Genomic DNA, 23,173 nt, shown 5'->3' with positions numbered 1-23,173 from the left:
CACCGGGGGGCTGAAAGATCCGGATGACCCACCGGATGTGCGACGATGCGCCTTGTGCTGAACGACCCACTGGCTGAGGTGCGGGTGACCCTGACCGCCGAGGGCGGGTCGTGCGCTCGTGCACGTCAGGTGGTGCGCGAGGCCGCTGCCTCGTGGGGCCTGTCGGAGGATCTGACCGATGACGCGCAGCTCGTCGTGACCGAGCTCGTGTCGAACGGGATCGACCACGGTGAGGGACCGATCACACTCAGCGTGAGCAGAAAGCCCGCCGGCATGCTGGTCGAGGTGCACGACGAGTCGTCGAAGCAGCCCCAGCTCAGACCGGTGAACCCCAACAGCGCGCGGGGGCGCGGGATGCAGCTCGTGCAGGCGTTGAGCGCGCGCTGGGGGACGACACCGGGCGCACGCGGGAAGGTCGTGTGGGCCGAGCTGGAGGCCTGAGAACACCGGTGGCGGGGTGCGACGGGAAAGAACACCCCGCCCGCGTTCGGTGCTCGATCAGGACTTGGCTCGATCAGGACTTGCTGAGGCGCGACGCGAGCAGGCGCTTGCCCTGCTCGGCACCCTTCTGGCTCTCGCCCTGGGCCTTGCGGAAGAACTCCGCCAGCTCCTGGTCGCCGTCGCGCTCGGCGTCGGAGATGTAGGTCTCCAGGCGCAGCGCGTTGTCGAGGCACGCCTCGGTGAACCAGAGGATGTTGTAGTCCTTGTCCCTCGTTCCTGTGACGTGACCGGTCTCCGTGGTCGACACGGTTCCTCCTCGTCTATCAGGGAATATGCGGTCACTCGGCGTGTACCCGCCGTGGCCTGGAGAAAACCGTCTCAGCTTGTGGTCGTCACCCGCGGGCGCGTACGGTCGGTGCGGACGGGAGTCCAAATGAACCAACTTCGACACAAGACCACCTACGTCCAGTCCATCCCGATCGTCGCTCTCACCGGCGAGATCGACATGATGTCCTCCGCACCGGTCACCAGCAGGCTCGCCGAGCTGCTGGACCGCAAGCCGCCCGCCCTGGTCGTCGACCTGCGGGAAGTGCGTTTCTTCGGGTCGGAGGGAATCCGCGCGCTCGTGGAGACGCAGGTCCAGGCCGACGAGCTCGGCATCAAGTTCGGCGTCGTCAGCGACAGCAGAATCGTGTTGCGCCCCCTGGAGATGACGGCCGTCGACCAGCTGCTGCTGTTGTTCACCGACGTGGACGACGCGGTGACGGCGCTGAGCGGCTGCTAGGCCGGCGCTAGGCCGACAGGGCCGCCGAACGCCGGACGCGCGACCGTTCCACGAGATCCAGCAACAGGCCTTCTTTGGTGGACCAGGGCGAGATGTCCACGACCTCGTGACCCGCCACCTTCATCAACCCCTCCGCGACCACCGCGCCCGCCAGCGACTGCTGGGCCCGGTGGCGGGAGATCCCCGGCAGGGCAGCGCGTTCGCGCACCGACAGCTTCGCCAGCCGCGGGATCCACTTCTCCAGGTCCTTGAGCCGCAACTGCCGCGTCGCGTACGGGCCGGTGCGCGCTCCGGCGAGCCGGGCCAGCTGCTCGAACACCTTGGAACAGCCGATGGCGCGAGCGCTCTCATCGGCCGGGAAGACCTCGGCCAGCCGGTCCTGGACCTCGGACCGCATGTCCTGCACGGTCAGCCCGGCTCGGGTCAGAGTCCTTGCCCCCAAAGGCAACGACACCGCGAGCTCCGGCTCGGCCCCGGATCCGGCCGCCAGTTCCACGGTGCCACCACCGACGTCCAGCACGACCATCCGCCCGGCGCTCCAGCCGAACCAGTGCCGTGCCGCGGTGTACGAGAGACGAGCTTCTTCCTTGCCCGACAACACCTTCAGCTCGACGCCGGTGCGTCTGTCGACCTTGCGCATGACCTCGTCGGCGTTCGCGCAGTCGCGGACGGAGGACGTGGCGAAGGGCAGGAAGGGGACGTCGCCGGCCTTCTTGCGCGCGGCCAGCACGGCGGCGCACACCGACTCGATGCCGTCACGGCTCATGACCCCGTCGGAGTCGAGTTCCCGGTCGAGCCGCAGCCGGACCTTGTGGGACACCAGCGGACGCATCAGGTCTCGTTCCACGACCACCAGGTGTGCGCTGAAGCACCCGACGTCCAGAACCCCGACCGACATCCGCCACCTTCCTTCTCTCAAGTCTTCTTTACCCCATCGGCACACATTCTGCGGAACTTAGCCCCCGAACAGGCAATCTTGGCCGGATGAGATGCGTTACAGTCGCCCGATGTCACTGGCGGAGATTCCTTCCCGGCTCGAACACGCCCTCGGCACGGCGAAGCGCGGCGTGATCGTCCTGGCAGTGGACGGCCTCTCCTCGGACGTCGCCAAACAGTCGTGGCTGTCCGCCTCCATCTCCACTCTTTCCTCCACGGTGCCGACCACGTCCGCGACGGCCTGGCTGACCGCGCTGACCGGTGTCCCGGCCGACGTCCACCGCGTGCCGGGAACGGTGTACCGCAACGGATCCGGGCTCGTGCACGCGATCAACGGCACGCCCGCGATCCCGGACCTGCCGACCGTCCTGGAACGGCACGGCGCCACCGTTCTGGCCCGAGAACTCGACCTCCTCGAGGGAACGTGGGCCCACGCCCTGCTGCGAGGTTGCACCCGGATACCCGCGCCGTTGCGGCACAAACTCGCCGCTCAGGCGGAGGATCCGCCATTGCTCGTCGCCAATGTCGTGGCCGACCTCGACAAGGCCGTGGACCAGGCCCGGTTCCTCTGGACGTACGTCAACATCGACGACCACGTGCACCGCCACGGGTACGACGAGTCGGTGCACGAGGCCATGCTGCGCCTCGACGCGCACGCTTCCCGTTGGGCCGCACAGGGTTGGACGGTCGTCGCGCATTCGGACCACGGCCAGGTCGCCGTCGATCCCGATCCGGACCTCGTCGAGGCGTGGGACGCGATCGTCCGCGAGGAGTGCGTGATCCCGTCGGGCGGCGCGGGCAGGACCCGCTGGCTCTACCCGAAAGCCGACCGCCTGGAAGCCGTTTTCGACCGCGTGGCAACGACTCTGGGCTCGACGGCCACCGTGCACCACGCGACCGACCTCGGTCTGCCGCAGCCGGAGGCCGGTCCCGTCGTCGCGGTCGCGGCGTCGCCGGGGTTCCCGATCCCAGACCCGTCCGTGAAGTTCGAGCACGGCGGCCTGAGCCGCGACGAGATCGACGTCCCCTACGCGGTCTGGCAGGCCGTACAGTAAGTGCGTGCGCGTGGAATTTTCGAGCTCCATAAGGGAAATCGATGCTGCCGATTGGGATTCGGTGGTCCACGCGAGCGGAGCGCCGGTGTTCTACGAGCACGCGTACATCAGCGCCTACGAACTGGCGCCGCTGACCAATGCGGACTACTCCGGGTGTTTCCTGGTGCGCGACGGCGAGAAGCTGGTCGGTGTGCTGCCCGTCTACCTCCAGTCGGCGGCGAACCCGCTGCGCCGCCTGCACGAGGCGTACCCGGAGGCACGCGGTGGGCCCGTGCTGCTGAGTCACACCTGGCACTGCGACGACGCGCACGTGCCGGCCACCGCCGAGGTCCTGCCCGTGCTGCTGGACGCCATGAGCCAGGCGGCGTCGATCCTGGACGCGCGCTGGTACGGGTTCGTGAACGTCCAGCGCGGCGGCGCGTTGTCGCGCGATCTGAGGGCGGCCGGTCTGCCCGCCCGCCACCTGACCGACCGGTGGACCACCGATCTGGGCAGCTACGAGAACTACCTGGCCAGGCTCGGCATCCGCGCCAGAGCGAACCTGCGGCGCAACGAGCGAAGATCGCGGGAGGCGGGCGTCGCGATCGAGATCCTCTCCGTCGAGCACGCTGCCCTCGACGAGATCGCCCTGCTGTGCACCAAGACGGCGAGCCGCTTCGACAACACCGGCTTCTACCCCGGCGTCACCTTCTCCAGGTTCGTCACGGCGCTCGGCGACCTCGCGCACGTGATCGAGGTCCGCCAGCACGGCAAGCTCGTCGCCGCCGGTGTCTGTCTCGCCGACGCCACCCGGTTCCACACCTGGACGTGCGGCGTCGACTACGCGGTCGACGGCCGCTACAGCCCGTACGGCGTGCTGTTCGCCGAGTCGGTCAAGCTCGCGATCCGGCTGGGCAGGACGACGCTCGAAGGCGGCAGGGGAAACGCCGACTTCAAACGGCGGTACGGCCTGAGCCCGCGCCATCTCGACGCCGTCCTGATTCGCGCCTGAGCATCGAATTGTTCACCCTTGTGAACAATTCGTTTTTCCGCCGGCACAAGGCGAAGAATCGATTTCTGCTTCTCTTTACACGGCTTGATCGGATCTGGCAGGGTGTCGCCGGGCGCAAGGACATGAAAGGGACTGGACGGTCTCGTGAATCTGTCTCGACGCACCCTTCTGGCGTCTGCCGCGGCCACTCCCCTGCTCACCGGAGGCGGTGTCGTGCTCGGCGCGGGAGAGGCTGCCGCCTCCCCCGCCAAGCTCCGCGGCGCACTCGACTACGGCCTCACCAAGTTGAAGGCGGTCGCACCGGGCATCACGTCGTTCCCGGAGATCACCCGGTTCGAGAAGTGGACCTACGTCGCCGACGGCGGCTGGATCGGCGGTTTCTGGCCGGGCACGCTGTGGCTCGCGCACCTCGACAGCGGCGACGCCCAGCTCCGCGCGCTGGCCGAGGCCGCGAACAACCGGCTGGCACCGCGCCGGCTGGAGCCCCGCGACCACGACCTGGGGTTCCTCTTCTACCCGTCCTGGGTCACCGCGTACCGACTCACCGGTGACCCGTTGTGGCGGGACGGCGCGGTCGACGCCGCGAACACGCTGATCCAGCGCTGGAACGCCACGGGCAGGTTCATCCGCGCGTGGGGCAGGCTCGGCACGCCGGGCAACGCGGGCCGGGTCATCATCGACACGATGATGAACCTGGACCTGCTCGCGTTCGCCACCGAGCAGACCGGCGACCGCAAGTTCATCGACATCGCGATCGCGCACGCCAGAACCACTCAGACGCACTTCCTGCGCGCGGACGGCTCGACCCCGCACGTGTTCGACTTCAACCCGGACACCGGCGCGGCGATCGGCCCGAACACCGTGCAGGGCTACAGCCCGACGTCGTGCTGGGCGCGCGGCCAGGCGTGGGGCATCTACGGCTTCACGACGATGTACCGCCGCACAGGCCTGCGCGAGTTCCGCGACACCGCCCGCAGGATGGCCGACTTCGCGCTGGGCGCTCTGACGCCGGACCACGTGCCGGTGTGGGACTACCGCTCGCCGTTGGGCGCCAACGACGTCAAGGACTCCTCGGCGGGCGCGATCATGGCGTGCGGCCTGCTCGACCTGGCCAAGGCGACCGGCAGCGACCGCTACCGCGACCGCGCCCTGAAAATCCTGGACGGCCTGATCCGCACCTGCCTCACCACGAACTCCACCCGCGCCGAGGCGATCATGGCCCGAGGCACCCGCAACCGCCCCTCCGAAGACGGCGTGGAGGTCTCCCTCCCCTACGGCGACTACTACCTCTACGAGGCCATCCTCCGCGTCCTCAAGCCCGCCCAGATCGCCAAGGCCATCGGCCTGTAACCGTGTTTTAGATGCACGCGGGGCGCTTTCGTACTGTCTGACAGTACGAAAGCGCCCCGCGTGCGGTCACTTCTCGATGAGGTTGGCCTTCGGGCCGTTGGACCAGGTGGCTTCGAGGCGGGAGAGGCGGCCGGTGGTGGTGCGGAAGTTCACCACCAGCGGGCCGCCGGGCTGTTCGACGGAGACCGACCAGCCGTCGGCGGGGGTGGCGGACAGCGCTTCCACGCCCGTTGAGCGGTAACGCACGACCACGTCACCGCCGCGCAGGTGGAAGGCGTGGACGTAGGAACCGTCCGGCTGCCATTCCCCCTGCGAAAGTTGAGCCGAGGGAGCGCGTCCATCCGTACTACTGGGAGGAGCCGGAACAGCGGAACTGACCACGGGAGGCCTGGTGGACGACGGCGTGACAGGCGACGAACCGAGCGAGGGACCGGTCTCGGTCACCGGGACGGCGGGCGCGGTGATGGTGGGCATCGGCAGCACGGCCGAGCCCGTGATGACCTCCGTCGCGACCACGGGAGCGGGTTCCATCGCCGACCGGATGCCGAACCAGGACAGGCCGACCGCGACCACGGTCACCAGTGCCCAGGCGACCAGGTATCCGATCGACCGTCTCACTGCGGCAATCCTCCTGTAGCGGCTCATGGCATCAGTACTGCTGGTCGAGGACGACCCGGTGGTGCGAGCGGCGATCACGCGCGCTCTCACCGGCCAGGGCCACATCGTGCACGGTGTCGCGCTCGCGATCGAGGCTTTGCGCCAAGTCACCGCCAACACCTACGACGTCGTGGTGCTCGACCTCGGGCTGCCCGACCTCGACGGCGGTGACGCGCTGCGGATGATCCGAGGCGTCACGAACACCCCGGTGGTCATCGCGACCGCCCGCGACGACGAGGCCGAGATCATCCGGCTGCTCAACGCGGGCGCGGACGACTACCTCGTCAAACCGTTCTCCAGCGAGCACCTCGAGGCCCGGCTGCAGGCCGTGCTCAGGCGGGCGCGCGACAGCAAACAACTCGTCGTCGGCGGCCTGGAGATCGACGTGCACCTCCGCAAGGCCACTGTGGACGGTCAGGAGCTCTCCTTGACGCACAAGGAGTTCGAGCTGTTGTCCTACCTCGCGGCACGGCAGGGGGAAGTGGTGCCGCGAGCCGAGCTGCTGGCCAACCTGTGGCCGTCCAACCGCGATGACCAGACGCTCGACGTCCACCTGTCGTGGCTGCGCCGCAAACTCGGCGAACGGGCCGCGCAGCCGCGTTACCTGCACACGGTGCGCGGCGTGGGCGTGCGTCTGGTCGCACCGAGATGAGGCGCTCACTGGTGCTGGTCGCTCTCGCGGCGACCAGCATGGTCGCGCTGGCCTTCCTCATCCCACTCGCTCTCGTCGTCAAGAACGCGGCGTACGAGCGCGCAATCGGCGAGGCCGAGAAGCAGGCCAACGCGCTCATCCCGGCGCTGGTGATCTCCCAGAAGGCCGCGGACATCCGCCAGGCCATGAGAACCACGAAGTACGGCACGCAGCAGCGGCTGGCCGTGCACATCGCCGTCCCCGCCGGCACCTACGGCACGTCGCACATCACCGGTGCCAACCTCGAGGAGGCGCGGAACCTCGCCAGGGCGTCCACGGTCGAGCGGCCTGATGGCATCTCCTATCTCCAGCCGCTGGCCACCAGTGCCAGCGGGGTCGCGATCATCGAGGCGTTCGTGCCGCAGGAACAGCTGACCCACGGCGTGATCGGCACGTGGTGGCTGCTGGCCGGGGTGGCCGTCGGACTCGTCGCCGGCTCGGTGTTCGTCGCCGACCGCCTGGGCGCGCGGGCCGTCAAGGCCACCCGGCGGCTCGCGGAAGGCGCCTGCGCCATGGGGCAGGGCGATCTCAGCGTCCGCGTGCCGGTCAAGGGACCGCCGGAGCTCGCAGAGGTCGGCAAGGCGTTCAACGCCATGGCCGAACGCGTCCGGCACCTGCTCGCCGCCGAACGCGAGGTCGTCGCCGATCTCTCGCACCGCCTCAGAACACCTCTCACGGCCCTTCTCCTGGACGCGGACACCCTCGGCAGTGGCCCGGGGGCGGACCGCGTCCGAGAGGCCGTCCAGGGCCTCGAGAGGGAGGTCGACGAGATCATCAAGGCCGCCCGCTCCGGCCTGCAGCCCGACAACACCGGCGCCGACGCGGCGAGCGTCGTCCGCGACCGGCTGGTGTTCTGGTCCGCGCTCGCCGACGACCAGGAACGGCCGTGGACCGTCCGCGGCGCCGACAAGCCCGCGCCCGTGCCGCTCGCCCGCACCGATCTCACCGCCGCGCTGGACGCGTTGCTGGGCAACGTCTTCCGGTACACCCCGGAGGGCACCCGGTTCGCCGTCACCCTGGTGCACCAGGCCGATCTGGTGGCGCTCGTGGTCGAGGACGCCGGTCCCGGCATCCCCGACATCGACCAGGCGGTGCGGCGCGGCGCCAGCGGTGGTGGTTCCACCGGGCTGGGGCTCGACATCGCCCGCCGCGCCGCGGAAAGCACGGGTGGCTCTCTCCGCGTCGACCGCGGGCCGCTGGGTGGGGCGCGCGTGCAATTGAGGCTCCGGAGGCTCTAGTGCCCCTTGTGGGGGGCCGGAAAAAGAACACCGCCGGCGGCGATCGGACCGTGGGACGGGTCCGACGCCGCCGGCGGGCACCGGCCGACTGCGCAGCACCGCTGCCGCACCACCGAGCTCCGAGCAGGAGGGAGGAACCCGATGAGCAGTGCGCGCTTGTCTTCCCACACCGGTGTAACGAGGTGGATCAGCCGGGGCTCTCGGCGCCAGGTGTGGGGACCGGCGTATTCAGGGTGTCGATGTGATCGTTTTTGCGATCTGACACGAAGTTAGCCGACGGTGCGCCGTCGCCAATCCACCGTTCAGACGATTAATCCGTTTTAAATATATTTAAGTTCGCCCGGTCGGCTGTCCACACCTTAAGTCCATTTAAGATAATGTCCACACCACTCCGCCGCCATCCATCCCCCAAAATGGAAGGCGCCTCATGCTCAGCGTGATTGCAGCAACGGGCTTGGCACTGTCGCTCCTCGTCGCCCCCGAGGCGCCGAGCACGGCGGACGTCGTTCCTCCCGGCAAAATCACCGTCGACGTCGTGACGGTCAACGGTTCCGGTTGCCCCGCCGGAACAGCCGCTGTCGCCGCCGCCGACGACAACACGTCATTCACGGTCACTTACAGCGACTACACGGCCCAGGCGGGTTCCGGATCGAAACCGACCGACTTCCGCAAGAACTGCCAGCTGAACCTTCGCGTGCACTACCCGCAGGGCTTCACCTACGGGATCGCGAAGGCGGACTACAGAGGATTCGCGTCGTTACCCAGGGGCGCGAAGGGCATGCAACGCGCCAGCTACTACTTCTCCGGCTCGTCGTCGACCGGCCAGATCACGCACAACATCGCCAGCCCGCTGAGCGACAACTGGCAGTTCACCGACTCGACCCCGGTCGCGGAGATCGTCTTCGCGCCGTGCGGCATGGTGCGGCACCTCAACGTGAACACCGAGGTCCGCGTGTCCGCGAACCCCTCGAACCAGCCCGCGTTCGTGTCCATGGACTCGACCGACGGCAGCGTCAACACCCGTTACCAGTTCGCCTGGAAGCGATGCTGAGCGAAAATGATCACGGAGTGCGCCCGGCGTTCTACGCACAGTGAGCGCCGGGGCCTCTCGCCGTGACCCGGTCGTGACTTTTGACGGGTGAGTCAACCAGGCCATTGCTTCCCGCGTATACCCATGTAGATTCCCGCACACCGCGACGGCCATTCGGGTGACCGTCGCTGGATCGCGCGCCGCACGCGAACGGAGGCTGCATGCCGGTGAACGCCCAGACCGCACAGGTTGACGACCTGACACTCATCGCGCTGCCCACCGCGGTGAACTGCGCCGATCTCTTCGTCCGCTTCACCCTCGGTGAGTGGCGGCTGCGGAACATGATCGGCGAGTGTTCGGCCGTTGCCTGCGCGCTGGTGGAGGCAGCCGTCGAGTCCGCCGACCCCAAGACATCGCGGCTGATCACGCTGCGGCTGAGGCTGAGCGGCGACTACCTCGTCATCGAACTCGAGGCCGCCCGGTTCACGATGCCGCCCACCTCGCCCGACCTGCGCACCGGCGAACTGCAACTCGCCGGCGGGATCAAGCTGATCTGGTGCGAGCTCGCGCTGCCGACCGGGGTGAACGCCAACGCGGTGCCGCTACCCCGGCGCGAGAAGCGCCGCTCCCCCGCGGCCGAGGCGCTGGGCGACGAGCCGGACGTCGATCCCGAGCTCATCCAGCGCATCCTGTTCGGCCTCGGCGGCTCCATGGGCGGCGGCAACCAGCGGTAAACCGCTTCAGCACGAGTTTCACCCACAAGGGCGCGTCCATCAGTGGACGCGCCCTTGTCGTGCCAGCGGGTTCACGTGTGTGGACACTTCACGAATTGAGTTCCACCTGGCAGGCCCCCAGTACTCCGTTCGGGGCGTGTTACATTCGGCGCGAGGCCAGGAGCATTACGTTCCTGAATGGCGTTCTTTCGGTATGGACAGTGATTGACCGACGTCCGTTTTGACTCGGCCATCAGTGCGGTAACCGATCGAACACAAAAGGTCACAAATGGTCTGAACACATTCCAGTGCGGTCGCACCCGGCAATGTTGCTCTGGTTGGCGGACGTTCGTTAACACCCTTTCCGATACGGTCTCGTATCACGCCGCCCGACATGTCAGAGCACATTCGGAAAGGTGTCCCATGATTAGCACGTTGGCTGCGGCCGGCTTGGCTCTGTCCACCATCGTCATTCCCCCGGTCGCGGATCCGCCCCCGACGGGCCAGATCACCATCGACGTCGTCACGGTCAACGGCTCCGGCTGCCGCATCGGCACGGCCGCCATCGCCGTCTCCCCTGACAACAAGGCGTTCACGGTCACCTACAGCGACTACATGGCCCAGGTCGGGCCCGACTCGCGGCCGACCGATTTCCGGAAGAACTGCCAGCTGAACCTCAAGGTCAACGTGCCGGGCGGCTTCACCTACGGAATCGCGCAGGCCGACTACAGAGGATTCGCTCACCTGGAAAAGGGAGCGAAGGGCACACAAAAGGCGAGCTACTACTTCCAGGGAATGTCGGACAACGACCAGCGGTCGAAGACGTGGAACGGCGCGCTGAGCGACGACTGGCAGGTGACGCACAAGACCGACGTCGCGTCCATCATCTACCACCCGTGCGGTGCGAAGCGGAACTTCAACATCAACACGGAGCTCCGCGTGGACAAGGGCACCTCCGACCCGAAGAAGACCAGCTTCATGGCGATGGACTCGACTGACGGCTCGATCGAGACCATCTACCACTTCGCCTGGAAGAAGTGCCCCAAGTAGGGAGAACAGCCAGTCCTCGCACGGCAAGGCCGGAGCCTCAGGGGCTCCGGCCTTGCCGTTTCTCGCTCCGGCGGATCAGATGTTCTGGTTCGCGAAGCCCTTGGTCGCGATCTTCGACAGCATTCCCTGCCACACCGAGGAACTGGTGTGCGGGTCACCGGTCACGCCGAGCGCGGACTTGAGGCCGTTGAACGCGCTCGTCGTGGCGGGGCCCCAGTCGCCGTCGATCGCGAGGCCCGAACCGCGGAAGTTGTTGCACACGGCCTGGACGAACTTGGTGTCGGACTCGGAGTCCTTGACCGCGCGGACCGGCATGCCACCGAAGTCGGCGTGGATGTGGTCCGCGTGGTCGGCGTTGTACCAGCCGTCGAGCACGTAACGGAACCGGCGGCGGCACACGGCCTCCGTCGCGAGGTAGCGCTTGCGGACCGAGGCGGTGCCCGACGCGTGGGCCTTGTCGAGCGGCGAGATGGTGTTGCCGCCGGACCAGCGCACGTGGTCGAGGTCCATCGCGGTGCCGGCGCCGTGCTGGCCGGGCTTGTTGACGTAGAAGCCGGCCGAGACGATGTAGCTGATCGAGCCGTAGCTCGACGAGAGCGAGCGCAGGTCCCGGATCCACGCGACGAGCGCGTTGTAGAACGCGTCGGTGGCCTGCCAGTTTCTGGCGGTCGTGTTGCCGCGGTTGGAGCGCCAGTAGTAGACCGGCGTGCCGTCGATCTTCTGGAACGTCATCATCGCGAGCGCGCCGACGGCGGGGGCCATCTCGTTTTCGGTGTGCTGGTCGTTCGTCTGCGGAGCGGCACCGGCCAGTCCCGGAGCGATGGTGGACAGGCCGGCGAGCCCGGCGACGGCGGCCGCTCCCGTGACGAAGCCGCGCCTGGTGACGTTGTTTTCGAACACCCCAGTTCTCCCTCTGTGTCCTAGCCGGAGCGGACAGGAGGAAGGCCTGTCTCACGAACCGGCGCGAGGGAGTCTAGGGATCACGCCCATACCGGGGAATGCGGCCTGACCTGCGGTTTTCCGTTCTCTTTACCGCACGGACCCGAGCACGCGGATGAGATTGCGTTCGGTGTCGGTGCCGAGCTTCTCGAGCGCCAGCTTCGCGACGGGCGCCCCGAGCTTCGCGAGGCCGTTGAACTCGACGTGGGCGTGGTAGCCGATCCGGGTCGTGCCGGGCGCGGGTCCCGCGGTGATCGAGATGTCGTCGGTGGAGGTGGCGGTGTCGTTGCGGCCGACGAACTGCAGGCCGTGCGCGTCCTCGCGGGTGAGCTCGTAGACCAGCTCGGTCTTGCGGCCGAGGAACGTCGAGACGTTGCGCCAGCGCGAGCCGACCTCGACCGGTCCTTCGTCCAGGCGCGTGCAGGTCACGGTGCCCGGATCCCACTGCTCGGCGCGGGAGAAGTCGCGCAGGTACTCGACGACGCCCTCCGGTGAGGACGCGACGGTGAACGTGCGCTCGACGTCGACGCCGGACACGTGCGGCGCGTTGAACGCCTTGGGCGCGATGCGGATCCGGTAGGCCTCGACGAGCTCCGCCTGGCTGCTCGCCCGGTGCAGCAGGCGTTCCAGTCGTTGCGCGTCGACGGCGCCGATCGCCTGCAGCGCCCGCCACAGCGCGGCCTTGCCCTCGATGCCGAGATGCAGCGTCTCCAGTTCGAGGACGTCGCTCAGCGGCGAGCGGCCCAGCAGCCTGCCGTTGAACTTGAGCCTGCCCGCCTTCTCGGTGAGCCAGCCGATCGCCGCCTTGTGCGGACGCCACTCGACGCCGAGGCCCTTCATGACGTCGAGCAGCTCCTGGCGGTCGGCCTCGATGTCGTCGGCGAGGACGCGCAGCTCGGGGTGCGTGCGGCCGATGCGGCGGGCGAGCTCGGTGCCCGCCATCGCCCCGGCCAGGTGGTCGTTGAGGTAGATGCCCAGCAGCTCCGTGTTCACGGCTCGTGGTTACCCCTGGCCAAACCTCCTAGGAGCCGGCCGGACCCAGCTGATAGCCCTGGTTCCACAGCGTTTTGATGACCAGACCCAGAGGCGCGATCCGCCGCCGCAACCTCATGATGTGCAGGTGCAGCGCGTTGCTGGTGTCGCCTGCCTTGGTGGGCAGGCAGACCAGCAGGTTCTCGCGCGAGGTCAGCGACCGGTAGCGTCTGAGCAGCTCGGCGGCCAGCGCGCGTTCGGTGGGTGAGAGCACCACGGAACGCGTGCGGAACCGCAGGATGCCGGCCACGTCCAGCTCCGGCACGGCGTACCGGGCCGCGCGGGCCCGCAACATCGCGATGCGCACGGCGAGGTCCTGGTGCGGCACCGGCGCGCGGACCCAGTCCTCCCGCAGGTCCGTGAGCACGGGCGCGGGCACGTTCCGCTCCAGCAGCAGCAGGCACAACGTCCCGCTGCGCTGGCACGCCTCCCGTGCCGCCGCGTCCAACGGCCACCGCACGACCTCGACGGGCAGTTGGTTCACCAGGTTCGACATCCGCCCACTCCGACCTTCGGCTTTCGTGGACGGTAGCCATGCCTGCTATTTCCGCACTATCGCATGCATCGGCTCCAGAATGATCGGCTGCGCGCGGCGCCCGGTGAGGATGTTCCACGCCCACTGCGTCAGCACCGCGACGCGGTTGCGCCACCCGACGAGGAACGCGATGTGCACGACCGCCCAGGCGGCCTTGCCGATGAGCCCCTTCAGCCGCAGCTTCTTGATGTCCGCCACCGCGTCACCGGGGGAGATCGTCGCCATCGTGCCGAGGTCCAGGTACCTGAACGGCTTGGTTTCCCGGCCCAGCAGGCGTGCCTTGATGACGCGGGCGACGTGGTGGCCCTCCTGGATGGCGGGCTCGGCGATGCCCGGCAGGTCGTTCAGGTTGACCATGTCGCCGATCGCGTAGACGTCGCGGGCGACCGAGCAGTCGGCGGGGTTCACCATGATCCGGCCCTTGCGGTCCACGTCGGTCTCGGTCGCCTCGGCGAGCTTGCGCGCCAGCGGCGAGGCCTGCACGCCGGCGGCCCAGATGATCGTCCGCGCCTCGACCCGGTCGCCGTCCTCGGTGGTGAGGCCCTCCGCGTCGATCGACTCGACCATCGCGCCGGTCATCACCGTCACGCCGAGCCGTTCCAGCTTGACGCGGGCGTGTTCGCGCAGCGGCGCGGAGAACGGCGGCAGCACGTGCGGCACCGCGTCCAGCAGCGTGATCCGGACGTCACGCGGGTCGATCTCCCGGAACTGTCCCTTCAACGCCCTGCGCGCCAGGTCCGCGAGCTGCCCGGCGAGCTCGACCCCCGTCGGCCCCGCCCCGACCACCGCGAACGACAGCCACTGTTTGGGATCGTCGGACGTCACCGCCGTCTCGAACGCCCGCAGCAGCCTCGACCGCAGGGCGACCGCCTGTTCCAGCGTCTTCATCGGCGGTGCGGACTCGGCCCAGTCGTCGTGCCCGAAGTAGCTGTCCCTCGATCCGGCCGCCACCACGAGCGTGTCGTACTCGACGGTCTTGGACGTGTCGTCCGGCAGATCGACGTGGACTCGTTTGCTCCTCGTGTCGAACCCCGTCACCTCGCCCAGCAACACCCGCGCGTTGCGTTGCTTGCGCAGGATCGCGCGGAACGCCGGTGCGATGTCTCCGGTGGGCAGCAACGCTGTCGCCACCTGGTAGAGCAACGGCTGGAACAGGTGGTGGTTGGTGCGGTCGATCAACGTGACCTCGACGTCCGCGCGTTTCAACCCGCGCACGACGCCCAGCCCGCCGAACCCGCCGCCGACGACTACTACTCGGTGCTTGCCCATGCCCGCCGCATACCCACTCCGGGCGCCGGGTATCCGGCCGCCATGACCACCACCGCCGATCAGTCGCTCTGGCTCTCCGCGCTGCCCGCCACGCCGCGCCCCCCTCTGACCGGCACCCACGAGTTCGACGTCGCCGTGGTGGGTGGCGGCATCACCGGCCTCACCACCGCGTTGCTGCTCAAGCGCCGCGGTCTGCGCGTCGTCGTGCTGGAAGCCGACCGGGTGGCCTCAGGCGTGTCCGGCAACAACACCGCCAAGGTGACCGCTCTGCAGTCCACCGTGTACTCCCAGATCCGCCGCAACCACGGCCTGGCCGCCGCCACCGACTACGCCACCGCCTCCGTGTCCGCCGTCGCCCAGGTCGCCGACCTGGTCAGGACCGAGAACATCGCCTGCGACCTGCGCCGCGGCCCGGCCGTCACCTACGCCTACACCGAGTCCGAGGTCAGCGACGTCGACCACGAACTGATCGCGGCCCGCCAGGTGGGCCTGCCGGTGCGCGCGAGCACCGACGTCGACCTGCCCTTCGAGGTGCACGCGGCGGTCCGCCTGGACGACCAGATCGCGCTGCACCCGGTCAAGTACCTGCTCGGCCTCGCCGCGGCGATCGAGGGTGGCGGCTGCGCGGTCCACGAACACAGCCGGGTGCTGGACGTGACCGGCAACCGTCTGTCCACAGCGGACGGACAGGTCGAGGCCGCCAAGATCGTGATCGCCACGCACTTCCCCACGCTGGACCGCGGTCTGTACTTCGCCCGCATGGAACTGACCCGCGCCTACTGCATCGCCGCCCGCGTCGCCGCGCCGCCCACCGCGCTGGCGATCAGCACCGGCAGCCCGTCGTGGTCCATCTCCGCCCACGGGGACCAGCTGATCCTCGCCGGCCAGAGCCACCCGACCGGCAAGTCCGCCGTGGAACCGTTCCGCCGCCTGGAAGACTTCGCCCGCAGGCACTGGCAGGTGGAAGAGATCACCCACCGCTGGTCCGCCCAGGACCCCACGGCCTACGACCACCTGCCGATGATCGGCACCTACACCCCGGGCAACACCACCCTGTTCACCGCCACCGGTTACATGAAGTGGGGCCTGACCAGCGGCACGTTCGCCGCCTCGCTGCTGGCCGACCTCGTCACCGACAAACCGAACGACCTGGCCGACCGCTTCAGCCCGCACCGCTTCTCGCTGAGGTCCCTGCCGGACCTGGTGCGGAAGAACGCCGAGGTCGCGGTGGAGTTCCTCGGCGACCGCGTGGTGCCCGCCGACGCCACCTCCAGCGAGAACCTGCCGCGCGACCACGCCCACGTGATCCGCGACGGGCTGGGCAAGACCGGCGTCTACCGCGACGCGGACGGCCAGTTGCACGCCGTGTCCATGCGCTGCACCCACCTCGGTTGCCTGGTGCGGTTCAACGCGGCCGAACGCAGCTGGGACTGCCCCTGCCACGGCTCGCGCTTCGACGTGGACGGCGAGGTGCTGGAGGGGCCTGCCACCAAGCCCCTCCCCCGCCGCGAACCGCGCTAGTTCTTGGGCTGAGGTTGATGAGGGGAGCTTTCCTCAACCTGAGGTTTGGGAAAGCTCCCCTCATCAACGTCCAGAGCGGCCCTGCTAATGCTTGGCCACCAACGTCAAGACGTCGTAGCGCGCGACCGACTCGCCCTTCTGGTTCGTCACGTCCGCGTCCCAGCGCACCTCGCCGTACTCCTGGTCCTCGCGAGGCGTGATCTGCTTGGCCGTCAGCGTCACGGTCAACAGGTCACCGGGGAACGTGGGCGTGACGAACCGCAGGTTCTCCAGCCCGTAGTTGGCCAGCACCGGGCCGGGCTCCGGCGAGACGAACAGGCCCGCCGCGAACGACACCACCAGGTAGCCGTGCGCGACCCGGCCGCCGAAGAACGGGTTCGCCGCGGCGGCTTCGGAGTCCATGTGCGCGTAGAAGGTGTCGCCGGTGAACGACGCGAAGTGCTCGATGTCCTCCAGCGTCACCTCCCGCGGCCCGGCCACGACGGTGTCGCCCAGCCTGAGCTCGGCCAGCGTCTTGCGGAACGGGTGCACCGCGTCCTCGGTGCGCGGCGCCCCGGTGACCCAGCGGTTCGTGACGGCGGCCAGCGTCTTCGGGCTGCCCTGCACGGCGGTGCGCTGCATGTGGTGCAGCACGCCGCGCATGCCACCCATCTCCTCGCCGCCGCCCGCCCGGCCGGGTCCGCCGTGCACCAGCATCGGCAACGGCGACCCGTGCCCGGTGGACTCACCGGCGTCGTCGCGGTCCAGCACCAGCAACCGGCCGTGCCACGGCGCCACCCCGATCACCACGTCGCGCACGAAGTCGGTGTCCGCCGAGACGATCGACCCGACGAGCGACCCGGCACCCCGCGCCGCCAGCTCCACCGCGTCCTCGACCGAGTCGTACGGCATCAGCGTCGACACCGGGCCGAACGCCTCGACCTCGTGCGGCTGCACGGCGTCGGCGGCGGCGCGCAGCAGCATCGGTGACATGAACGCGCCGCGCTCGGCGTCCGCGTCCACAAGGGACAGAGCACCGTCGCCGTAGACGACCGAGGCGTTCTCCTGCAACGCCTTCAGCGACCGCCGGACCTCCTCACGCTGCTCCAGCCCGGCCAGCGCGCCCATCTTCACGGACTTGTCGGCCGGGTTGCCGATCACGACCTCGGCCAGCTTCGCCGCGGTCGCCTCCGCCACCGCGTCCATCAACGACGCGGGCACCAGCGCACGCCGGATCGCCGTGCACTTCTGACCGGCCTTGGTCGTCATCTCGGTCACCAGCTGACCGACGAACAGGTCGAACTCCGGCGTCCCGGCGACGGCGTCCGGCCCGAGGATCGAGCAGTTCAGCGAGTCGGCCTCGGCGTTGAACCGCACGGAGGACCGGATCACGGCCTGGTGCGTGCGCAGGTGCTGGGCCGTGGAGGCGGACCCGGTGAACCCGACCAGGTCCTGCGGCGTCAGGTGGTCCAGCAGATCCCCGGCCGACCCGCAGACCAGCTGCAACGACCCCTCGGGCAGCAGCCCGGACGCGAGCATCAGCTCGACCAGCTTCTCGGTCACGTACGCCGTCTGCGAGGCGGGCTTGATCAGCGACGGCACCCCGGCGATGAACGCGGGCGCGAACTTCTCGAGCGGCCCCCACATGGGGAAGTTGAAGGCGTTGATCTGCACCGCGACACCGCGCAACGGCGTGCAGATGTGCTGACCGACGAACGTGCCACCACGCCCCAACGGCTCCACCGCCCCGTCGACGTACACCTTGTCGTTCGGCAGCTCGCGCTTGGCCTTGGACGCGTAGCCGAGCAGCACGCCGAAGCCGCCGTCGATGTCGATCCACGAGTCGGACCTGGTCGCACCCGAGCGCGCGGACAGCGCGTACAGCTCGGCCTTGTGCTCCTTCAGGTACAGCCCGAGAGCCTTCAGCAACTGCGCCCGCTGGTGGAACGTGAGCTCGCGCAACGCGGGACCGCCCACCGAACGGCCGTACGCCAGCGCCGCACCCATGTCGATGCCCGCGGACGAGATCCGGGCGATCTCCTCGCCCGTCACGGCGTCGTGCAACGGCGCGCCCTCAGCCGTTGGCGTGTGCCATCCACCCGACACGTAGCTGCGCAGCAAGCTCATCGAGCCAACCCTTCTCATGCTGGGCCGGCGGGTCCGCGCCGACCTCGTTCCCGCACGGTAGCAGTGGATAGAGTGATCACCATGAAGCTCGGCGCCGCCATTCCGGTCCTCAACGAATGGCGGTTCCTCCCCGCCGTCGCAGGTCAGTTGCTCCAGGTCGTCGACCGGCTGGTCGTCCTGCGCGGCACCCGCGCCCAGTCCGGCGCGCCCACCACGCTCACGCCGGTCCCGCCGCTGGATCCCCGCATCGAGGTGATCGAGGCGGAGTGGCGCAGCGAGCAGGACACGCGCAACGCGGGGCTCGACGCGCTGGACGACTGCGAGTGGGTCTTCTGCCTGGACTCGGACGAGATCCTGCTGGACGACGACCTGCGCGCACTGGTGAAGCTCTGTCACGGCGACGAGCACCAAGCGCTCTCGGTCCGGCTGAGGACGTACTGGAAGACGATCGAGCACCGCATCGAGCCGCCGGAGAAGCTGACCGCGTCGATCGGGGTCCGCCGGGGAGCGCGCTTCACGAAAACGCGGTACGTCGACGCCGAACCGCACCTCACCGACATCTGGCTGCGGCACCTGTCCTACGTGCGCACGGACGCCGAGCTGAAGGAGAAGCTGCGGTTGTTCGGGCACGCCCACGAGATCGTCCCGGACTGGTACGAGAAGGTCTGGCTCGGCTGGGACGCCGACCACGACATGCTCGACCTGCACCCGACCCACCCACCCGCCTACCGGCAGGTCGTCCACGAACCCGATGGAGAACTGCGCCGGGTTCTCGGGGCCTACGGCGTCGACCTCGAAGGCCTCAGCTCCCCAGCACCTCGGCGAGTGCCGTCGCGTCGTTCGTCCGGCCCTGCGCCAGGTACAGCGTGAGCGCCCGGTCCCACAGCTCACGAGCCTCCCCGTGCTGGTTCAGCGCGGCGTGCACGTCACCGAGATGGTGCAGCACGGTGGCTTCCTCGTAGCTGTTGTCCAGCTCGCGGTACCGCGTCAACGACTCGTGGTAGTGCGCGATCGCGTCCGCGTGCCTGCCGTCGTGGTGCGCGATGTGGGCGAGACTGTCCAACGTGGCCGCTTCGCACTCGACGTGACCCAGCTTCCGGCTCAGCGTCATGGCTTGTTCGCAGTAGTCCGCGGCGTCGGCGTAGCGGTGCAGGCACGCATATCGCCAGCCGACCTCGTTCAACGCCTCGGCCTCCCGCATCGGCAGATCCGCCTTGCGAAAGCCGTCCAGCGCGTCCAGCGCGTGGTCCAGCGCACCCGCGAAGTCGCCTGCGTGCTCCATGGCCCAGGCGATCGCGCGATGTGCGCCCGCTCGTGCTTCGAAGTCGTCCTCGTCGTGCAGTTCCAGGCAGCGGGCGAGGTGGTCCTGGGCAAGCGTGCTGTGCGAGAGCTGGGCGTGGATCAGGCCGACGCACAGGTGGGCGGCCGCCTGTTTCGTTTTGTCTCCCAAGTGTTCTGCGGCACTGAGGCCGAGGTGCCACGTGGTCAGCTCGTCGCCCGAGCGTCCGCGCCTGCGGTGGTAGTGGTTCATCGTCCTGGCCAGCAGCCAGGTGGTCTCGTGCCAGCCGCGCTCGGCCGCGACCCGTTGCACGGCGAGCAACGACTCGTGCTCCTCGTCGAACCAGCGCATCGCGGCCGCCGAGTCGGAGAACCTCTCACAGGGTTCCAGCTCCGGCAGCGGCCGGTGCGGTTCCAGCGTCAGCGCACCGGCCCCGGCGCGCCGCAGGAGGTGGTCGGTGAACCGGTGCAGGGCTTCGGTGTTCTCCCCGGCGAGGTCTGCCGCGTACAGCCGGACCAGGTCGTGCATGCGGTAGCGACCCGGTACGTGCTGGTGCACGAGGTGCGCGTTCTCCAGCTCCCGCAACACCATCCGCGTCCGCGGCCGGTCGGACAGGGCCTCGATCGCGGCCAGGCTCGCGTCCGTGGAGGGGATCAGCCCGAGCAACGCGAACAGCGCGGCCGCCTCGGCGCTCAGCGCGTCGCGCGACCACGAGAACACCGCCCGCAGGTTCGCGCCGACCTCTCCCGCGTCCAGGGCGTCGAGCCGGCCTTCGGCCAGTTCGTCGGCGAGCACGGACAACGGGAGGCCGGGGTTCATGGCCGCCCGCGCCGCCACGATGCCCAGTGCGAGCGGCAGGCCGCCACACCACCACAGCAGCTCGCTGAGGTCGCCGGGGTCGACAGCGACGCGCGCCCGCCCGAGCCGGGAGGTCAGGAACTCCCGCGCCTCACTCGCTCCCAGCACGTCCAGCGGCACGAGGTGAGCGCCGGCCGTCAGCAGTCCCGGCATCCGGTTGCGGCTGGTGACGAGCACCGCGCACGACCCGTTCCCCGGCAACAGCCCGGTCACCTGCTCGGTGTCACGCGCGTTGTCCAGCAGGACCAGCAACCGCCTGCCCGCCACCAGGCTCCGGTAGCGGTTCGCGCTCACCTCCCCGCCGGACTCGCCCAGCGCGTCGAGAAACCCGCGCAGCGCCGCCTCCGTGGTGACGGGCTCGCCGGACGGGTCGAACCCGCGCAGATCCACGTACAGCTGGCCGTCGGGGTAGTCGTCGAGGTGCTGGTGCGCCCACTGGACGGCCAGCGCGGTCTTCCCGACACCTCCGGCGCCCGCGATCACCGTCACGCCTTCGCCGCGCACCTCGGTGAGCTCGGCCGCCCGGCCGCTGAACCACTGGTGCGGCGCGGGCAGCTGGCGCGGCGTGCGAGCGGGCTCCGCGGTGAGGATGTGCTCGTGCAGCACGCGCAACGGCGCACCGGGATCGACCCCGAGCTCATCGGCCAGCCTCTGCCGGAGCGCCTCGTAGTGGCGCAGGGCCTCGGCGGAGTTGCCCGCACGATGCAGCGCGAGCATCACCTGTCCGATCAGCCGTTCGTCGACCGGCCGTTGTTCCGCGGCCTTGAGCAACTCGGGCAGCACGGCGCGGCCGAGCTTGATCGCCAGGTCGTTGCGGTCCAGCTCGGCCTCGACCCGTTCGACGTTCAGCTCTTCCCGGAACTCGGCCAGCCAGGGTGAGTCCAGGCCGGCGAGCGCGGGGCCGCGCCACAACCCGATCGCCTCGTCGAGCAGCTCCAGCGCCCGCTCGTCCGCCTGCCCGCGCGCCTGCGTGACGAGCGTCCGGAACCGGTGCAGGTCGACGGAGTCGGCCCGGAGCCGGTAGCCGCCGGGTTCCCGCTGGATGTCGAGCACCTGCCGCAGTTTCGACAGGTAGACGTACAGCGTGTCCCTGGCTCGCGCCGTCGCCTGCTCACCCCAGACCCGGTCGATCAGCCGGTCGAGGGGCACCGGACTTCCCTGTTCCGCCAGCAACGCCACCAGCACCGACCGCTGCTTCACGTGCCCGATGTCGACGAGGAGGCCGTCCACGCGCACCTCCAGGTCGCCGAGCAGCCCGAACTCGAAGGTCAACGCGCCCCCATCAGCTGATTCAAGATCCGTTTCAGGTTCATTTTGGACGTGTTCCCCACCGTGGTGACCGGCTGGGGGACATGCGAACAACGATTCAAAGAGGTACTACGTGAAGTCTCGCAACTTCGTTCTGGCGATGGTCGGCGCCGGTCTCTCGCTGGCCGGTGTGGCCGCACCGGCCGCGTCCGCCGCGCCGTCCGACGACGTGTCCGTCCAGGCGGTGACCCGCAAATCGGCGTCCTGCACGTCGCCGAGCGGCCAGAAGATCAACATCTCGTGGGGAGCCGGGTCGACCAACACCACGGTCTACTACAACAACCACTGCAACCAGCGACGCGCGCTCACCTTCGGCTTCTACGGCGCCGGCGGCACGACCATCTTCAAGTGCTTCGTCGCTCCGGCACGGACCCAGGGCAGCAAGGTGCTCGACATGGCCAACCCGTACTACGCGGTCATCGGGACCGCCACCAGCTGCTGACGACGCGCTCCAACTCGAAGAACAACGCAGGGGGAAGTACGTGAAGTCTCGCAACCTCGTTCTGGCCGTCGTCGGCGCCGGTCTCTCGCTGGCCGGCCTGGCCGCACCGGCCGCGTCCGCGACCACGTCCGGCGACGTGTCCGTCCAGGACGTGCACCGCAAGTCGGCGTCCTGCACGTCGCCGAGCGGCAAGAAGATCAACATCTCGTGGGGCGACGGCTCCACGAGCACCACCGTGTACTACAACAACCACTGCAACCAGGCACGGGCGATCGAGCTCTACTTCCGCCCGGCCGGTGAGTTCCCCTTCACCCGGTGCTTCGTCGCTCCGGCGAGGGACCAGGGCAGCAAGCAGATCGGTGACGCCAAGCCGGTCGAGGTGACCATCCTCGCGGGTGGCCGCTGCTGATCACGTGATCGCAGGCTGAAGCGCTCGGCTGGGTCGTCCCAGCCGAGCGTTTCGCATGGGCGGGCCGAACAGCCGGTCGAAGTGCCCCGATCAGCCGATTCAAGATCCATCCTAGGTTTGTCCTGGGCAGGTGCTCCACGGTTGTCGACGTCAGAGGGGGCAACCCCGAACAACCTGCAAATGGGGGCACCAAGTGAAGTCTCGCAACGTCGTCATGGCGATGGTCGGCGCCGGTCTCGCGCTGGGCGCACTGGCCGCACCGGCCGCGTCCGCCGACACGCACCGCCTGTCGGCGCCCTGCGCGTCGCCCAGCGGCCAGAAGATCAACATCTCGTGGGGCGACGGCCACCAGAGCGTCACCGTGTACTACAACAACCACTGCAACCAGAAGCGGGCGATCGAGCTCACCTACAGCGGCATCGGCGGTATTCCCGTCACGGACTGCTTCGTCGCTCCGGCGAGGACGAAGGACAGCAAGAAGATGCCCACCGCCAACCCGCGCTCTGTGAAGATCACGAGCCGCGGCAGCTGCTGACCTG

General features: G+C 68.9%; 24 protein-coding genes. 15 read left to right on the top strand and 9 right to left on the bottom strand.

Translation table 11 applies throughout. From position 1 onward, the window contains the following. The first annotated feature begins 45 nt into the window (after nucleotides 1-45). The gene (locus tag G7043_RS13510; RefSeq protein ID WP_207311130.1) at nucleotides 46-441 is read left to right on the top strand and encodes an ATP-binding protein; all 396 of its coding nucleotides are present in this window, start codon (nucleotides 46-48) and stop codon (nucleotides 439-441) included. A gap of 73 nt (nucleotides 442-514) precedes the next feature. Here G7043_RS13510 and G7043_RS13505 read toward each other — a convergent pair whose 3' ends face one another. Then, nucleotides 515-748 carry a hypothetical protein gene (locus G7043_RS13505; RefSeq protein WP_166045957.1) on the bottom strand — a complete coding sequence of 78 codons (234 nt, stop codon included), beginning with the start codon at nucleotides 746-748 and terminating at the stop codon, nucleotides 515-517. A gap of 126 nt (nucleotides 749-874) precedes the next feature. Here G7043_RS13505 and G7043_RS13500 point away from each other — a divergent pair, with 126 nt between their 5' ends. Next, nucleotides 875-1,225, top strand: coding sequence for an STAS domain-containing protein (locus tag G7043_RS13500; RefSeq protein ID WP_166045956.1), 351 nt, complete (start codon nucleotides 875-877; stop codon nucleotides 1,223-1,225). A 7-nt stretch (nucleotides 1,226-1,232) separates the two neighbouring features. Here G7043_RS13500 and G7043_RS13495 read toward each other — a convergent pair whose 3' ends face one another. After that, nucleotides 1,233-2,123 carry a Ppx/GppA phosphatase family protein gene (locus tag G7043_RS13495; RefSeq protein ID WP_166045955.1) on the bottom strand — a complete coding sequence of 297 codons (891 nt, stop codon included), beginning with the start codon at nucleotides 2,121-2,123 and terminating at the stop codon, nucleotides 1,233-1,235. A 109-nt stretch (nucleotides 2,124-2,232) separates the two neighbouring features. Between G7043_RS13495 and G7043_RS13490 the strand changes: the two genes are divergently transcribed. From G7043_RS13490 to G7043_RS13480, 3 genes are all read left to right on the top strand, one after another. Further along, complete coding sequence (locus G7043_RS13490) at nucleotides 2,233-3,216, top strand: alkaline phosphatase family protein (protein WP_166045954.1); 984 nt, start codon at nucleotides 2,233-2,235, stop codon at nucleotides 3,214-3,216. Nucleotides 3,217-3,301: 85 nt separating this feature from the next. Continuing rightward, nucleotides 3,302-4,207, top strand: coding sequence for a GNAT family N-acetyltransferase (locus tag G7043_RS13485; RefSeq protein WP_166045953.1), 906 nt, complete (start codon nucleotides 3,302-3,304; stop codon nucleotides 4,205-4,207). Nucleotides 4,208-4,351: 144 nt separating this feature from the next. Beyond that, a complete protein-coding gene (locus tag G7043_RS13480; RefSeq protein ID WP_166045952.1) occupies nucleotides 4,352-5,557 on the top strand; it encodes a glycoside hydrolase family 88 protein in 1,206 nt (401 codons plus the stop codon). Between the two features lie 66 nt (nucleotides 5,558-5,623). Here the strand turns inward: G7043_RS13480 and G7043_RS13475 are convergent, their stop codons facing one another. Then, a complete protein-coding gene (locus G7043_RS13475) occupies nucleotides 5,624-6,175 on the bottom strand; it encodes a hypothetical protein (RefSeq protein WP_166045951.1) in 552 nt (183 codons plus the stop codon). A 25-nt stretch (nucleotides 6,176-6,200) separates the two neighbouring features. On the opposite strand from G7043_RS13475, the gene G7043_RS13470 reads away from it, so the two are divergent. The 5 genes from G7043_RS13470 to G7043_RS13450 all read left to right on the top strand — a co-directional run bounded on the left by G7043_RS13470 (nucleotide 6,201) and on the right by G7043_RS13450 (nucleotide 10,936). Further along, nucleotides 6,201-6,866, top strand: a complete 666-nt coding sequence (locus G7043_RS13470) for a response regulator transcription factor (protein WP_166045950.1) — start codon at nucleotides 6,201-6,203, stop codon at nucleotides 6,864-6,866. Continuing rightward, nucleotides 6,863-8,143, top strand: a complete 1,281-nt coding sequence (locus G7043_RS13465) for a HAMP domain-containing sensor histidine kinase (RefSeq protein ID WP_166045949.1) — start codon at nucleotides 6,863-6,865, stop codon at nucleotides 8,141-8,143. Before G7043_RS13470 ends, G7043_RS13465 begins: the two co-directional genes overlap by 4 nt. 427 nt (nucleotides 8,144-8,570) lie before the next feature. Beyond that, nucleotides 8,571-9,194 (top strand): DUF4360 domain-containing protein, encoded by a 624-nt coding sequence (locus G7043_RS13460; RefSeq protein WP_166045948.1) that lies wholly within the window; start codon nucleotides 8,571-8,573, stop codon nucleotides 9,192-9,194. A 200-nt stretch (nucleotides 9,195-9,394) separates the two neighbouring features. Continuing rightward, nucleotides 9,395-9,907: an ATP-binding protein gene (locus G7043_RS13455; RefSeq protein WP_207311129.1), complete on the top strand. Its 513-nt coding sequence runs from the start codon at nucleotides 9,395-9,397 to the stop codon at nucleotides 9,905-9,907. 402 nt (nucleotides 9,908-10,309) lie between these two features. Next, nucleotides 10,310-10,936, top strand: a complete 627-nt coding sequence (locus G7043_RS13450; RefSeq protein WP_166045947.1) for a DUF4360 domain-containing protein — start codon at nucleotides 10,310-10,312, stop codon at nucleotides 10,934-10,936. Between the two features lie 75 nt (nucleotides 10,937-11,011). On the opposite strand, the gene G7043_RS48270 is transcribed toward G7043_RS13450, so the two are convergent. From G7043_RS48270 to G7043_RS13425, 4 genes are all read right to left on the bottom strand, one after another. Continuing rightward, the gene (locus G7043_RS48270; RefSeq protein ID WP_166045946.1) at nucleotides 11,012-11,836 is read right to left on the bottom strand and encodes an extensin family protein; all 825 of its coding nucleotides are present in this window, start codon (nucleotides 11,834-11,836) and stop codon (nucleotides 11,012-11,014) included. Nucleotides 11,837-11,965: 129 nt separating this feature from the next. Further along, complete coding sequence (locus tag G7043_RS47575) at nucleotides 11,966-12,868, bottom strand: SRPBCC family protein (RefSeq protein WP_313887845.1); 903 nt, start codon at nucleotides 12,866-12,868, stop codon at nucleotides 11,966-11,968. 28 nt (nucleotides 12,869-12,896) lie between these two features. Then, a complete protein-coding gene (locus G7043_RS13430) occupies nucleotides 12,897-13,403 on the bottom strand; it encodes a helix-turn-helix domain-containing protein (protein WP_166045945.1) in 507 nt (168 codons plus the stop codon). A 45-nt stretch (nucleotides 13,404-13,448) separates the two neighbouring features. Beyond that, nucleotides 13,449-14,711 carry an NAD(P)/FAD-dependent oxidoreductase gene (locus G7043_RS13425; protein WP_166045944.1) on the bottom strand — a complete coding sequence of 421 codons (1,263 nt, stop codon included), beginning with the start codon at nucleotides 14,709-14,711 and terminating at the stop codon, nucleotides 13,449-13,451. 42 nt (nucleotides 14,712-14,753) lie between these two features. Between G7043_RS13425 and G7043_RS13420 the strand changes: the two genes are divergently transcribed. Further along, nucleotides 14,754-16,232 carry an FAD-dependent oxidoreductase gene (locus G7043_RS13420; RefSeq protein WP_166045943.1) on the top strand — a complete coding sequence of 493 codons (1,479 nt, stop codon included), beginning with the start codon at nucleotides 14,754-14,756 and terminating at the stop codon, nucleotides 16,230-16,232. 84 nt (nucleotides 16,233-16,316) lie between these two features. On the opposite strand, the gene paaZ is transcribed toward G7043_RS13420, so the two are convergent. Continuing rightward, the gene (gene paaZ, locus G7043_RS13415; protein WP_166045942.1) at nucleotides 16,317-18,338 is read right to left on the bottom strand and encodes a phenylacetic acid degradation bifunctional protein PaaZ; all 2,022 of its coding nucleotides are present in this window, start codon (nucleotides 18,336-18,338) and stop codon (nucleotides 16,317-16,319) included. 81 nt (nucleotides 18,339-18,419) lie between these two features. Here paaZ and G7043_RS13410 point away from each other — a divergent pair, with 81 nt between their 5' ends. Further along, on the top strand, nucleotides 18,420-19,208 hold the full coding sequence (locus G7043_RS13410; RefSeq protein WP_166045941.1) for a glycosyltransferase: 789 nt from the start codon (nucleotides 18,420-18,422) through the stop codon (nucleotides 19,206-19,208). Here G7043_RS13410 and G7043_RS13405 read toward each other — a convergent pair. Next, nucleotides 19,141-21,747 carry an AfsR/SARP family transcriptional regulator gene (locus G7043_RS13405; RefSeq protein WP_166045940.1) on the bottom strand — a complete coding sequence of 869 codons (2,607 nt, stop codon included), beginning with the start codon at nucleotides 21,745-21,747 and terminating at the stop codon, nucleotides 19,141-19,143. The two genes, G7043_RS13410 and G7043_RS13405, sit on opposite strands and share 68 nt — an antisense overlap. Nucleotides 21,748-21,856: 109 nt before the next feature. Between G7043_RS13405 and G7043_RS13400 the strand changes: the two genes are divergently transcribed. From G7043_RS13400 to G7043_RS13390, 3 genes are all read left to right on the top strand, one after another. Then, nucleotides 21,857-22,225 carry a hypothetical protein gene (locus G7043_RS13400; RefSeq protein WP_166045939.1) on the top strand — a complete coding sequence of 123 codons (369 nt, stop codon included), beginning with the start codon at nucleotides 21,857-21,859 and terminating at the stop codon, nucleotides 22,223-22,225. Between the two features lie 40 nt (nucleotides 22,226-22,265). Continuing rightward, a complete protein-coding gene (locus tag G7043_RS13395) occupies nucleotides 22,266-22,634 on the top strand; it encodes a hypothetical protein (protein WP_166045938.1) in 369 nt (122 codons plus the stop codon). Nucleotides 22,635-22,827: 193 nt separating this feature from the next. Then, nucleotides 22,828-23,169, top strand: a complete 342-nt coding sequence (locus G7043_RS13390) for a hypothetical protein (protein WP_166045937.1) — start codon at nucleotides 22,828-22,830, stop codon at nucleotides 23,167-23,169. Nucleotides 23,170-23,173: the final 4 nt, after the last annotated feature.

Source organism: Lentzea alba (assembly GCF_011067745.1).
Classification (GTDB): Bacteria; Actinomycetota; Actinomycetes; order Mycobacteriales; family Pseudonocardiaceae; genus Lentzea; species Lentzea alba.
The sequence above is the reverse complement of the archived record's forward strand: the minus strand, read 5'-3'. Positions and strand labels throughout refer to the sequence as shown.